8 protein-coding genes are annotated in these 14,094 nt (G+C 60.2%); 7 read left to right on the top strand and 1 reads right to left on the bottom strand.

Annotated features, from left to right (window positions below; all coding sequences use genetic code 11):
• Nucleotides 1-5: 5 nt before the first annotated feature.
• On the bottom strand, nucleotides 6-1,922 hold the full coding sequence (locus HB633_RS16360) for a diguanylate cyclase (RefSeq protein WP_213779213.1): 1,917 nt from the start codon (nucleotides 1,920-1,922) through the stop codon (nucleotides 6-8).
• A gap of 671 nt (nucleotides 1,923-2,593) precedes the next feature.
• Here HB633_RS16360 and HB633_RS16355 point away from each other — a divergent pair.
• The 7 genes from HB633_RS16355 (at nucleotide 2,594) to HB633_RS16325 (ending at nucleotide 13,940) form a co-directional block, all read left to right on the top strand.
• Nucleotides 2,594-4,171, top strand: coding sequence for a hypothetical protein (locus HB633_RS16355; RefSeq protein WP_213779211.1), 1,578 nt, complete (start codon nucleotides 2,594-2,596; stop codon nucleotides 4,169-4,171).
• Between the two features lie 199 nt (nucleotides 4,172-4,370).
• Complete coding sequence (locus HB633_RS16350; RefSeq protein WP_213779209.1) at nucleotides 4,371-5,555, top strand: glycosyltransferase family 9 protein; 1,185 nt, start codon at nucleotides 4,371-4,373, stop codon at nucleotides 5,553-5,555.
• Between the two features lie 268 nt (nucleotides 5,556-5,823).
• Nucleotides 5,824-9,027, top strand: coding sequence for an efflux RND transporter permease subunit (locus HB633_RS16345; protein WP_213779207.1), 3,204 nt, complete (start codon nucleotides 5,824-5,826; stop codon nucleotides 9,025-9,027).
• 15 nt (nucleotides 9,028-9,042) lie between these two features.
• Nucleotides 9,043-10,266, top strand: a complete 1,224-nt coding sequence (locus tag HB633_RS16340) for an efflux RND transporter periplasmic adaptor subunit (protein ID WP_213779205.1) — start codon at nucleotides 9,043-9,045, stop codon at nucleotides 10,264-10,266.
• Entirely contained in the window at nucleotides 10,266-11,756 is a 1,491-nt protein-coding gene (locus HB633_RS16335) for an efflux transporter outer membrane subunit (RefSeq protein WP_213779203.1), read from the top strand. The genes HB633_RS16340 and HB633_RS16335 overlap by 1 nt, the downstream gene beginning before the upstream one ends.
• A gap of 49 nt (nucleotides 11,757-11,805) precedes the next feature.
• On the top strand, nucleotides 11,806-12,492 hold the full coding sequence (locus HB633_RS16330; RefSeq protein ID WP_213779201.1) for a heavy metal response regulator transcription factor: 687 nt from the start codon (nucleotides 11,806-11,808) through the stop codon (nucleotides 12,490-12,492).
• The gene (locus HB633_RS16325; RefSeq protein ID WP_213779199.1) at nucleotides 12,489-13,940 is read left to right on the top strand and encodes a heavy metal sensor histidine kinase; all 1,452 of its coding nucleotides are present in this window, start codon (nucleotides 12,489-12,491) and stop codon (nucleotides 13,938-13,940) included. The genes HB633_RS16330 and HB633_RS16325 overlap by 4 nt, the downstream gene beginning before the upstream one ends.
• Nucleotides 13,941-14,094: the final 154 nt, after the last annotated feature.

Below are 14,094 nucleotides of genomic sequence, written 5' to 3'. Positions count from 1 at the left end.
GTCGCTCACGCCACGCTGCGCGGATGGTCCGCGGGCAACGGCACCCGGTCTCCGTCCATCTGCTCGATCCGGATATGCGGATCGCGTGCAAACCGGAAGCCGTTGCGGCCCTTGCGCTTGGCTTCATACATTGCACCGTCTGCGCTGCTGATGAGTTCATCGGTGGATGCCTGGCTGGCGTCGATGCACATTGTGATGCCTACGCTCGTACTGATCTCGACAGTCACGCCCGGCAGGACGAACGGGCGCGTCAAGGCCCGGCAGATGTCCTGCGCAATTCGACTGCATGCACTTGCAGTAGTGATTCCGCGGCTCAGGATGATGAATTCGTCGCCCGCCAGGCGGCTGACGACGTCGTTCTGGCGAACGATTTTCTTCAGTCTCTTGCCCACTTCGATGAGCAGTGCGTCGCCGGCATCGTGGCCGTAGGTATCGTTGACGGTCTTGAAGCCGTCGAGATCGAGGAAAAACAACGCGAACGGCACGGCTTCGCGCTTGCCATGTTCAACCGCTTGCGCCAGTTCTTCATGCAACGCCCGCCGGTTCGGCAAGCCCGTCAGCGGGTCGAGCATGGCTTTGGCGAGAAGCGCTTTCTCCGCGTGCTTCCGGTCGGTAATGTCCTGGCTCATGATGTAAAAACCCGCCACCTTGTCGCCGCGAAAGTCGGGAATGTAGGTGGCGCTCCAGATGCGGTCGTGCTGGGAAGCGTAGCGGATGTTGTCGTAGGTGACCCGCTCGCCCGCCAGCGCGCGCTCAAAGTAAGGGCGAAGCTCTTCGAAAAGCGCGGAACCCAGCGTCTCCTCGAGCGACTTCCCGTGCAGGCTGCGCGGCTCCACGCCAAACACGTCCCTGAACACGTCGTTGTTGAACTGGTATAGAAGATCGGCGTCAACATGGCCGATGAGAATCGGCAGGTTATTAGTGATCGTCTGCAGGGTTTCCCGGCTCTGCGTCAGTTCGGCCGTGCGTTCGGTGACGCGTTGCTCGAGTTCATGCTGATAATCCCGCAGAAATTTCTCGCTGTCCTTGCGTGCCGAAATGTCCTGTATGACGCTGATGAAGTGCAAGGGCTCGCCGGTTTCATCGCGCACGAGCGCCACGCTCAAGTCGACCCAGACGATTGTGCCGTCCCGTCGCCTATACCGCTTTTCCAGCGAATACGTCTTCCTCCGGCCGAACAGCAGATCGGCGACGAGTTGCAGATCCATCGCCAGATCCGCTTCCACAGTGATTTCCAGGAAGGTCAGGCTGAGAAGCTGTTCGGCGCTGTATCCGGTGATTTCGCAGAGCTTGGAGTTGACGTCGATAAACCGGCCGCTCAGATCAACGATGGCTTTTCCGGTCGGCGTCTGACGGAAAATCGTTTCGAAGCGAGACGCGCTCAGCGCAAGATTACGGCGGTCGAATTCCTGCACGGCGCGGCCAACGCGCACCGTTTCCTTATGCAGCAGCTCCCTCTCGACTGTGCGAGCCAGATCGCACAATGCGCTTATTGCGGAACGGGTGAGCGTGCGGGGTTTTGTATCGATGGCGCACAGCGTGCCGAGCACAAGACCTTCCGGCGAACGCAGCGGAACGCCTGCATAAAAGCGGACAAACGGCGCGCCTGTTACCAGGGGATTATCGGCAAAGCGGCCGTCTTCCAGCGCGTCTTCGACCAGCAAGATCTCGTCGACGTTCAACGCGTGTGCACAGAAAGCCAGGTCGCGACTTGTTTCGCAAACGTCTATTCCAACCCGCGACTTGAACCATTGGCGATATTCGTCGACGAGAGAAATCAGTGCGATAGGCACCTGCAATAACTCCGCAGCGATTCGCGTGATGCGGTCGAAGGCTTCGTCGGCGGGTGTATCGAGTACTTCCAGCCCCTGCAGAAGGCGTAGTCGAGCTGCTTCATTTGCTGGTTCAGGCGCTTTCGACATAGACCTTGAGTGTTTGGGAAGCTGGTGATTGGTTAGTCCGTACTATCGACCTGGCGGTCCGGAACTTTAAGGATTCCACGATTTAAAGTTGCTTGCACCGACAAACAAAGCGAAAAAATTACCGTTAAACACAGGATCAAAATTCGTCCCGCATACAAAAAACTCTCGGTGCGTTTCGGAATCCCGGTCGTACCCGAAATAAAGATCTGATTTGCACAGAATAACGAATGATTTATTCCTCTGATGAGAAAGTAGGATCAGCCGGTCGCTGCAAATGAACGATTTCCGGAAAATTCCGGCTTTTTTCATCTGATGTAAGCAAATGTATTTGGTTTTCGTTACATTCGCGTATCATTTACTCATACCAAACGTATTGCGTATATTTTACCTTCACGCGATTTGGCACTGATTTGTCAAACGTTTGCGCTGGACCGATAACAGGCGAATCAAACCGAATGAATGGTTCAAGTTTCAATTTTCCTGACCGTTAATTCAATTGCGTGCATTAGATATCCTAAGCAATCGTTCATGAAAGAATTACCTGTTTAAGAATTTAGGATCACAAAGTTAAATTTGCAGGGGCCGTTTATCGGCGGCCTTTCTCGTTCGCATTTTAAAAAAATGACCAAACTTTTTTATGCCGGGATTTGCCCGGCAGGGGAAAACTCGCCATGTTGAAACGACGTCAATTTCTTGGCGGCCTTGCCGCCATCAGTGGCAGCTATCTTTTGGCCGCATGCGGCGGCGGTTCGAGCGCAGGTGCGGGTGGCGCTGCCGTGAGCGCTGCTGCAAATGTTCAGGCGTTGCAAAATGCGGCCGTTGGCGGCGCATCGGCAAATGGAGCGACCATTCCGCCGGCGTCTTCGCTTACCGACAGCAATGGCGCTATCTGGACGCTCTCCGGCGGCGTGGTCTACAAGAACGGTGCGGTTGCCGGGATCAACTACGACGTGACGCTGGTGCTGTGGTTCAGCAACACGATCTACCACGAGAATTCATCCGGGAAGTTTTATGCGTGGTCGGGTTCGGGGTGGTCCGCGTGTCTCGATCCGCGTTCCGCGAGAGGCACTTCGCCCAACGGTACGACCATCCCGACTGGCGCGTATATCAACGACGCAGTCGGCAGGCAGTGGACCGTCACGAACGGCGTGGTGTACCGCGACGGTGTGATCGCCGGCATCAACTATGACGTTGCCCTGCTTCTCTGGTACGGCGGCATGATGTGGCACAAGAACACGAGCGGGCAGTTTTACGTCTGGGCCGACGTGGGCGTCGCGGGCTGGCTGCATGCCACCGACCCGCGCATCGCGACCGCGCCGGTTGCCGGAAGCTTCTATGGCATCAACGGGCATTTCGACTATACCTATTCCCCGGCGCAAGTCGTATCGATGCTAAAGGGCCTGGGCATGTCGACCTATCGCGTCGGCGTGAGCGACGATCCCACGCAGCTCAACGCAGTGGCCGCTCTCGCCAAGGCGTTTCAATCGGCCGGCATGACGCTCTTTGTCCTGATCAACCAGGGAATGACCGACGCATCCGGGAATGTCCTGAGCGGCGAGAAAGTGGCGTACAACCAGGCGTTCATGGTCGGGTCGACCGTTGCGAACCGGCTGAAGCAGTACGGCGTGACCATGTACGAATGCGGGAACGAACTGACCCGGCAGAATTCGACCATCCTCGACTTCAATCAGGCGGGCAATACGGCCAAGGACTTCAACAATGCGAACTGGCCTGCCATGCGAGGCGTGATGCGAGGTTTGCTCGATGGAGTGAGGTCAGTTCAGCCGAACGCCAAGTGCGGCATCAACTTTTGCGCCGCCGATATTGGCGCAGCGGACGCGTTGTGGGAAGGCTCGCAACCTGACGGGACCACGGGATACCCGATCGTGCGCTGGGATATCACGACGTGGCACAACTACGAGGTCTACGGCGACATATTCAATATAGGCACGGATGGCGCGGGCCCGGGCTTCGACTTGCCGACGTATTGCAAGGCCCGGTACGGTGTGCCGTTCATGATCACCGAGTGGAATACGGGCCCTGAGCACACGCAGGCTTACCGTGCGACCTACATCACGACTCAGTTGACGAACCTGTATCAGGCGCGAAAAACCCACAACATCCAGTCGACGATGTATTACGTCCTCGACAGCGGCAACAACACCTTCGGGATCGTCACCTCCGGCGTGAAGTCGATCTTGCCTTACGCCGCGTTTGCGACTTTCATCGCGGGTAACGCAGACGTTTGAACGTTGCATCTGAAGCGTGATTGGCGGGTCGCGCTCCCTGCGTTGCAGCAGGGAGCGCGACCCGTTTGTGCATTTCCGTTTGGCCGGCCACATATCGCATGGACGCGACAAAGCACAATCCCCTGATGAACGCACTCAATCGGACTCAAGCTGGTTCGAGCGTAATCCCGGCGATAGTCACTGCGATATTGGAGAAACAATGGGTTGGAAAAACCTGCTGATCGAAGCGCCCGTCTGGTTGCTGAGCCGTTTCTACCGGCCGCGGTTCAACCCGCATCGGGAAACGCCGCGCGAGATCCTCGTGTTGCGCCCGAATGATTTCGGTGAACTGCTCACCACCACGCCGCTTTTCGAAGCGCTGCGCACGCGCTTCCCGACAACGCGCCTGATCGCCGGAGTTGGAAGCTGGGGTCGTCCCATTCTGGAAAACAATCCGTTCATCGATGAAATCGTCGAGATCGATGCACCCTGGAACAACAAGCTCGTCGAGGACCGGTCGCATCGCCATGTGATGCGATTCCTGTGGAAGTCGCCGCAGGTTGCTGCGTTGCGTGCGCGGGGCGGTTTCGATGTGGGTATCGACGTGCTCGGCAGCTACATGGGCGCGGTGCTGATGATGCGCGCGGGCGTGAAATACCGCATTGGTGTGCGCGGGTATCGCGGCGGCTGGAGCGGGTGTCAGGATTACATCGAGTTCGCGAGGCGGCAATGCGGGCGGGCCGCGCTCGGGCAAGCGGAACTGCTTGGCGCCAAGACGCTGCCTGAGGCGCGCCCCCAACTTTTCCTGACTGACGATGAACGCCTGCAAGCGGCGCAGATATGGAATGCGGGCGAGGCGGGTGGCCGCCGCACGGTGCGCTTAGTCGTTGGAGTGGGTGCCGGCGTTTCCAGCAAGGCATGGGATGCGCGGCAGGTCGGGGACGCGCTAACCCGGATTGCGAACGCCATCGAAAAAGCCGGTAATGCATGCAATATCGCGATCGTCGGCAGTGACGCTGATCGGCTGCGCGCGCACGAAGCCATCGCCGCTGCTGGCCCGGGCGTGCAAATCCGCTCGATGGCGGGAGAAGTATCGATGCGCATTATGTTCGCGCTGGTCGAAACGGCCGACGTCGTGCTCACGAATTCCTCCATGTTGCTGCACGTTGCCGCTGCGTTCAGGCGTCCGACGGTCGCTGTGCTCGGCGGCAGCGTGACGCGGCCCGAAGTTCACGATGCGATCTGGGGTTATCCGCCGCCTTATCGGAGCGTTGCGCCCGAACAGTATGTTCCCGGCCAGCATGCGCAGAACTGGCCGAGCGTCGAGCGGGTCGTGCAAGCCGTCATTGAGTCGGTGCAAGCGCAGTGCGCTCGTGGGGACAATTACGTCGAGCCGGTTGCGTAAAACTAGCAGAATGCGCAGGATTTTTTGTTCAAGCTTGCGCCGGACGAAAGGTTTTTTTCACTGGAACAGATAAAGAGAGGCGCGCAGAGTTTTCTGGCAGTTTTGCCATTTTGGCGCCATGTAGGCGTTGGCGCCTTGCCGCTAAGATGCGGGCGTCGGCGGATTGCGCGCGGGTTGGTGTGTCCTCGCCATCAGGCTCGCCGAATGCGTGTAAGCCCAGCACCGGCCTAGTCACTTTCTTTTCCTGCTTTTTTTCGAGCGCGTCTTAATGTGGATCGTCAACGTTGCGCTGAAGCGGCCCTACACATTCATTGTGATGGCCATCATGATTCTGTTGGCAACGCCTTTCGCGCTCCTGACAACGCCCGTCGACGTGCTGCCGGAAATCAATATTCCAGTGGTCAGCATCATCTGGACATACACGGGTTTGTCGGCGGAGGACATGGCGAACCGGATCGCCCAGGTCAACGAACGCAGCCTCACCACTACGGTCAACGATATTGAACATATCGAGTCGCAGTCGTTGCCGGGCATCGCCATCCTGAAGGTGTTCCTGCAACCGAATGCGAACATCCAGACCGCTATCGCGCAGACGGTGGCCGTCGAACAGGCGCAGTTGAAGCAGATGCCGCCTGGCGCCACGCCACCGCTCGTGCTGAGTTATTCGGCGTCCAGCATTCCGGTGATTCAGCTTGGCCTGTCGAGCCAGACGCTCTCCGAACAAGATCTGAACGACTCGGCGCTGAACTTCCTGCGCCCGCAACTGGTGACCATTCCGGGCGCGTCGGTGCCTTATCCATATGGCGGCAAGAGCCGCCTGATTTCGGTGGACCTGAACACGCGTGCGCTGCTGGCGAAGGGTCTCACGCCCTCCGATGTCGTCAGCGCCTTCAACGCGCAAAACCTGATCTTGCCCACGGGCACGGCCAAGATCGGCCCGAAGGAATACACGATCAACATGAACGGTTCGCCGGCGACCATCGCGGCGTTGAACGAGATCCCCGTGCGCACCGTGAACGGTGCGACTACTTACTTGCGTGAAGTCGCCCACGTGCGCGACGGCTTTTCTCCGCAGACGAATATCGTGCGGCAGAACGGCCAGCGCGGCGTGTTGATTTCGGTGATGAAAAACGGCAGCGCGTCGACGCTGTCGATCGTCAATTCGCTGCGCGCCATCTTGCCGAACGCAAAGGCCTCGTTGCCGGAAGACCTCACGATCACCGCGCTCTTCGACCAGTCCGTGTTCGTGAAGGCGGCTGTTCAGGGCGTGATCAAGGAGGCGGTGATCGCCGCCGCACTGACGGCCGCGATGATCCTGCTGTTCCTCGGCAACTGGCGCAGCACCTGCATCATCGCGATATCGATTCCGCTTTCCATCTTGTCCTCGCTGCTGGCGCTTCATGCGCTTGGCCAGACCATCAACATCATGACGCTGGGGGGACTCGCGCTCGCGGTGGGTATCCTCGTCGATGACGCGACGGTGACCATCGAGAATATCGAGCGGCATTTACACATGGGTACGGATCTGCACGAGGCGATCCTCGAAGGCGCGGGCGAAATAGCGATTCCGGCGCTCGTGTCCACGCTATGCATATGTATTGTGTTCGTGCCGATGTTCTTCCTCACCGGTGTCGCCAAGTTCCTGTTCGTGCCGCTCGCGGAGGCCGTGGTGTTCGCGATGCTCGCGTCCTACGTGCTTTCGCGTACGCTCGTGCCGACGCTCGCTATGCTTTTGATGGGCCACGCCCACACGCCGAAGAAAGACGCGAAGCCAAATCTGTTCATGCGTTTGTATCATCGTTTCGATGCCGGTTTCGAGCGGATGCGCGCCACGTACATCGTGATCCTGAGCACGTTGCTGGTGCGCCGCCGCGTTTTTGCAGCGGGCTTCCTGGGCTTTTGCGTTCTCTCGGTCGGGCTTGTGTTCGTGCTCGGCGAAGACTTCTTTCCAAGCGTCGACTCCGGCAACATCCGGCTTCACATGCGCGCACCGACAGGTACGCGCATCGAAGAAACGGCGCGGCTTGCGGACGACGTCGAACGCGTCGTGCGTCAGGTCGTGCCGGCCAATCAGCTCGAGACCATTCTCGATAACCTCGGCTTGCCCTATAGCGGTATCAATCTCTCGTACAGCAACGCGGGAACCATCGGTACGCTCGATGGCGAAATCCAGGTCGCATTGAAGCCCGACCATGATCCGACCGCGGGCTTCGTGGACAAGCTGCGCACCATCCTGCCGCAACGATTCCCGGGCGTGGACTTCTTCTTCCAGCCGGCGGATATCGTCACGCAGATCCTGAACTTCGGTTTGCCGGCGGCTGTCGATGTACAGATTTCCGGCGCCAACCAGCGGGGCAATTTCGAAGTCGCGTCGGCCCTGATGAAGTCGATCCGCCAGATTCCCGGCACCGTCGATACCCACATCCAGCAGAAGTTCGACCAGCCCGCGCTCAACCTGCAGATGGACCGCACTCGGCTGCAGCAGCTCAACCTGACGGCGAGCAACGTTGCACAGAACGTGCTGGTATCGCTTTCGGGCAGCTCGCAAACCTCGCCGGGTTTCTGGTTCAACAACAAGAACGGCGTGGAGTATCAGGTCGCGGTGCAGACACCGCAGTATCAGATTTCTTCCATCGACGAACTGTTGCGTACGCCGGTTTCGGGCAGCGCGACCGGTCCGACGCAACTGCTCGGCAACCTCGTGCGCGTCTCGCCGCAAAGCCAGTTCGCCGTGGTGTCCCGCTACAACATCAAGCCGGTCATCGATGTATTCGTGAGCGTCGAAGGACGTGATCTCGGCAGCGTGGCAAAGCAGGTGGACAAACTCGTCGATCAGGCGCGCGCCAAGCTGCCGCGCGGCAGCGAGATCACGGTGCGCGGCCAGGTTGCGACCATGCGGTCATCGTTCTTCGGCCTTGGCGTGGGCGTTGCGATGGCCATCGTGCTTGTGTATCTGCTGATCGTGGTGAACTTCCAGTCGTGGGTCGATCCGCTGATCATCATCAGCGCATTGCCCGCCGCGCTGGCCGGTATCGTGTGGATGCTGTTCCTCACCGGCACGCACCTGAGCGTCCCGGCGCTCACCGGCGCGATCATGACAATGGGGGTCGCGACGGCGAACAGTATCCTGATGGTGTCGTTCGCAAGACAGCGCCTGCAGGCCGGCGCGCCGCCGCTGACGGCCGCGCTCGAAGCGGGTGCAAGCCGTATCCGGCCGGTCTTGATGACGGCGTTCGCAATGATCATCGGCATGATTCCGATGGCGCTCGGGCTTGGCGAAGGCGCCGAGCAGAACGCTCCGCTCGGACGCGCGGTGATCGGCGGATTGCTGTTTGCGACCGTATCCACCCTTTTCTTCGTGCCGCTTATTTTCGCGGGTATCCATAGCCGGCTGGCCCGGCGGCGCGAGCGTTCGGAAGGTGACCATGATGATCACGATGGCCACGGCACGCCCGAACATGCACCAAGTTAAAACTGGCTGAACGATATGACCGAAAAAACTCATGCATCGCTGGCAATTCCCGTGAGGGAAACCGAGGACGGCCACGCGTTGCCACCCCGGGGCCGCGAATGGAAGCGCGCCAAGATCGCCGTGGTGATCGTGCTGATCGTGCTGGCTGCCGGCGCCGTGCGCACGGTGGTATCGAACGTGTCGGAAAGCCATGCCGCGACCGAGACCTCGCAGCAAAACGCGAAGGTCTATGTCAACGTGATCTCGCCCAAACCGGCGGAAGGCGGTGGCGAAACCTTGTTGCCGGGCACCTTGCGCGGTTACGTGGAGTCCCCCATCTATGCGCGCGCAACAGGGTATTTGCTGCACTGGTACGCGGATATCGGCGTGCGGGTGAAGCAGGGCCAGTTGCTCGCGACGCTCGATACCCCCGAGATCGATCAGGAACTCGCGCAGGCGGTCGCTCAGCGCGACCAGACTGCGTCGAGCCTCGTGCTCGCGAAGAGTTCGTTCACGCGCTGGCAGCAATTGCGTCAACGCGATGCCGTCTCGCAGCAAGAACTCGATGAACGCCAGAGCACCTACAACCAGGGCGTCGCGAATCTCGCGGCGGCAAACGCGAACGTGCAGCGCCTGAAGCAGCTCGAATCGTTCAAGCGTATCGTGGCGCCGTTCACCGGCGTGGTGACGCAGCGCAACGTGGACGTAGGTGATCTTATCGATGCAGGCAGCGGCGCAAGCCGCGCGCTTTTCGCCATGGCGCAGTCAGATCCCTTGCGCGTCTATGTGCAGCTTCCGCAGGCATACGCGCAGAACGTGAAGCCAGGGCAAGACGTAATCGTGACGCAGGCGGAGCTGCCGGGGCAGCAGTTCCATGGCAGCATCGCGAATATCTCCGGCGCAATCGATGTCCCCACGCGTTCGCTGCAGGTCGAAGTGCGCTTGCCGAATCCGGACAACAAGTTGCGCCCGGGTGCCTACGTTCAGGTAGCGTTGCCGGGTGTTGCACGCGCGCCGCTCGTGGTGCCGGGCAATGTGCTGCTGTTCCGCGCGGAAGGGCCGCGGGTTGCTGTCGTCGATCAGAATGGCAAGGTCGTGTTGCGCAAGATCGTGATCGCGCAGGACCTCGGGCGATCGCTGGAGATCGAAAGCGGCATTGAGCAGAGCGACAAGATCATCGTCAATCCCAGCGATTCCATTGCGGACGGCGACCCGGTGCAGATCGCGCCGCTCAAGCCTGCGAAGAAGGGGACCTCGTGATGGGCGCGCACTGGGTCATGCGGCTGGGCGCGCTTGCGGCCGGGGCGATGGTTCTGTCCGCCTGCACGGTCGGGCCGGATTACAAGCAGCCTTTGGCCGAGACGCCGCCCGAATGGCGCACGGATTCATACTGGCACGTCGCGGAGCCTTCGCATGCGCCGCTCGGCGCGAATTGGTGGACGAGTTACGGCGACGCTACGCTCAACGGTTTCGAAGACCTGGCGCTCGCGCAGAACCAGACGCTTGCCGCCGCGAGCGCGCACTACGCGCAAGCGCGCGCGACGCTTGCCAATAACACGGCGCAACGGCTGCCCGAAGTCGATTTCGGCGCAACCGGTGCACGCGCCCGCATTTCGCAAAACCGGCCGCGCACCAATTACGCAACGCCCACGCAATCGACGGTTCAGAACGACATCCGGGTCGGTCCGACCATCGATTACGACACCGATTTGTTCGGCCGGATTCGTCGTGAGATCGAAAGCGCGACGGCGTCCGCGCAACAATCCGCCGACGATCTGGCAAACGCCCGACTCGTGCTCGCCACCGACCTCGCCAACGACTACTTTTCGATGCGAGAACTCGACGCCGAGATCGACGTCCTGAACCGTTCAGTCGCGTTGCAACAAAAGGCGCTGGATTACGTGACGACGCAGCACGACCTCGGCTCGGTATCCGGGCTCGACGTGCTGCAGCAAAAATCGGAACTCGATACCACCCGCGTGCAAGCCCGCTTGTTGCTCAACCAGCGTGCGCAATTCGAGCACGCAATTGCCGCGTTGATCGGCGTACCGGCGCCGCAGTTCGCAATCGCACCGAAAGTAATCGATGCAAGCGTGCCGGTCATTCCATTGGGTCTGCCGAGCGATCTGTTGCAGCGGCGTCCGGATATTGCATCGGCGGAACGCGCGATGGCCGCCGCCAACGCGCAGATCGGCGTGGCGAAAGCCGCGTATTTCCCGAGCCTTTCGCTGACGCCGGGTATCGGCTGGGAAAGCACCCAGTTCGCGAGCCTCTTGAGCGCGCCCACCTTGATGTGGACGCTGGGCGCGAGCCTCGGCCAAGTCATCTTCGATGGCGGGCGGCGGGCGGCCAATGTCGACTTCGCGAGCGCGGGTTATCAGGCCGCCCAGGCGAATTACCGGCAAACGGTACTCAACGCATTCCAGCAGGTTCAGGACGGCGTGACGGGTTTGTCTGTGCTCGATGCCGCCGCGAAGGAATCGCAGGCGGCCGTGACCGACGCACGGCGTTTGTTGACGCTTGCGAACGACCGCTATTCGGGCGGCCTTGTCGCGTTTCTCGATGTGATCACCGCACAGCAGTCGCTGCTCACGAGCGAGCGTCAGGACGTGCAGATCCACGGGCAGCAACTGACATTGTCGGTATCGCTGGTGAAGGCGTTGGGCGGCGGCTGGGACGTGAACGATCCCCTGGTCGCGTCACCCGCGCCGGCCAATACGATGGCGGCCAACCCGCCGTCATCACAGTGACAGAGCCATTGCGTTTCCTATAATGGAAGAACGTACTTAAGAAGGCGCCATGAAACTGCTGATCGTTGAAGACGAACACAAGGTAGTTGATTATCTGCGCTCCGGGCTGACCGAGCAGGGCTGGATAGTCGATGTCGCCATGGACGGCGAGGAGGGTACGCATCTCGCGATCGAGTTCGATTACGACGTGATCGTGCTCGACGTGATGCTCCCCAAGCGCGACGGCTTCAGCGTGCTCAAGGCACTGCGCGCACACAAGGCGACGCCCGTCATCATGCTGACCGCGCGCGACCAGATCAACGACCGCGTGCGCGGCCTGCGCGAAGGTGCAGACGATTACCTTACGAAGCCCTTTTCATTCCTTGAACTCGTGGAGCGGCTGCACGCCCTTGCGCGGCGCACGCGCGCGCAGGAATCCACATTGATTGCATTGGGCGATCTGTACGTGGATCTGATCGGCCGGCGGGCGACGCGCGACGGCATTCGCCTCGACCTGACCGCGAAGGAGTTCCAGTTGCTGAGCGTGCTCGCACGCCGCCAAGGGGATATCCTGTCGAAAACCGCCATCACCGAACTGGTGTGGGAAGTGAATTTCGATAGCCATACGAACGTCGTGGAAACTGCCATCAAACGATTACGCGCAAAGCTCGACGGTCCGTTTCGGACCAAGCTGCTGCATACCGTGCGCGGCATGGGCTACGTGCTCGAGGTCCGCGACGACGCGGCGGCATCATGAACCGGTCCATCTCGCGGCGCCTTGCATTCATGTTCGCGGCGGTCGCGTTGTTCGTGTTCACGCTCGTGGGCACAGGGCTTTTTCTGGTGTTGCGCACGCAGCTCGAACAGCATCTGCGCGAATCGCTCGATGACCGCATCGAGATCGCCAAGATCATCGTTTATCACGCCACCACGCCCGAAAAATGGAAGATGGCGAGTGAACGTCTCGCCGATATGACGCCGCGCGACGGCTATACGCGTTATTCGGTGTCGAGCAGCAATCCGGCCTTTCACATCGGCGAACCAGTGACGGGGCAGGTGGTCGACCGCTGGCCGGGCGGTTATGCACGCCTCAAGACGAGCGACGGGAAATGCGACATGCTCGTCAATACCATCGAGATTCCATCGTACGGCGACAGGCCGGCAGTCAGGCTGCAGGTTGGCGCGGGTTATGCAGCGAACACGCGGACCATGCGCGCGTTCGGGCTTGCGCTTGCGGCGCTATCGGCATTAGGAAGTCTTGGCGTTCTCCTGCTGAGTTATTCGGTCACGCGCATTGGTCTAGCGCCGCTTACTCGTCTGACGCGCGATGCCTCCGCTGTCAGCCCGAACAATCGCTCGCAGCGGCTCAATACGAGTTCCCTGCCGCTGGAACTCAGCGATCTTGCCAATTCGTTCAACGGCGCGCTGGAACGGCTGGACGCTGCGTATGGACGGCTCGAGTCGTTCAACGCCGACGTTGCGCACGAGTTGCGCACGCCGGTCACCATTCTGATCGGCCAGACGGAAGTCGCGTTGACGCGTAACCGCTCGGTGGACGACTTGCGCCAGACGTTGCAATCCAATCTGGAAGAGTTCGGGCGCATGCGAGCAATCATCAACGACATGCTGTTTCTCGCGCGCGCCGATCAGGGCGAACGCGCAACGGGTCTCGTCGATACCTCGCTTGCCGCCGAAGTGGCGCACACGCTCGAGTTTCTCGAGATTCCGCTGGAGGAGGCGCAGGTCCACGCGATTGATTCCGGCGATGCGTTCGTGCGCGTCAATAGATCGCTGTTCGGCCGCGCGTGCATCAACCTTTTGATGAACGCGATCCAGCACTGCGAGGCGGGATCGATCATCAGCGTATCGATCAAACGCGAAGGCGATCAGGTGCGCGTCGCGGTCGCGAACCCGGGCAAAGCGATCGAACCCGCCGTACTCGATCATCTGTTCGACCGGTTTTATCGGGCGGAGGTATCGCGCACGAATAGCCGGGAGAATCACGGGCTGGGATTGGCTATTGTGAAAGCGACCGCCGAAATGCACGGCGGGAAGGTATTCGCGACCAGCGTGGGCGGGATCAATACGTTCGGGTTTTCCGTCGAGGCGTCGGAGATCGTGGAGCAACCTCAAACTCCAGCCGATGCACGGGTTCAGGAGCCGCACGCCGAAAGCGCAATGCAGACGGCTTCGATCAGCCAGTAAGCGGCCGGCGGTAATATCTGGCTTGCCCGGCGACATCGCTCGCCGGGGGGCAGAAGTTTTTATTCATTCCGGATTTGCATCGGCCGTTCGCGCCATCAACCACACCCCTTCAAAGATAGGTTGTCGTACAACTTCTTGGTTGGGCCGGCTGGGT

This window comes from Caballeronia sp. dw_276 (genome assembly GCF_018449635.1).
Lineage (GTDB): Bacteria > Pseudomonadota > Gammaproteobacteria > Burkholderiales > Burkholderiaceae > Caballeronia.
Note: the sequence above shows the minus strand (reverse complement) of the source record. Positions and strands in the feature narration are given on the sequence as shown.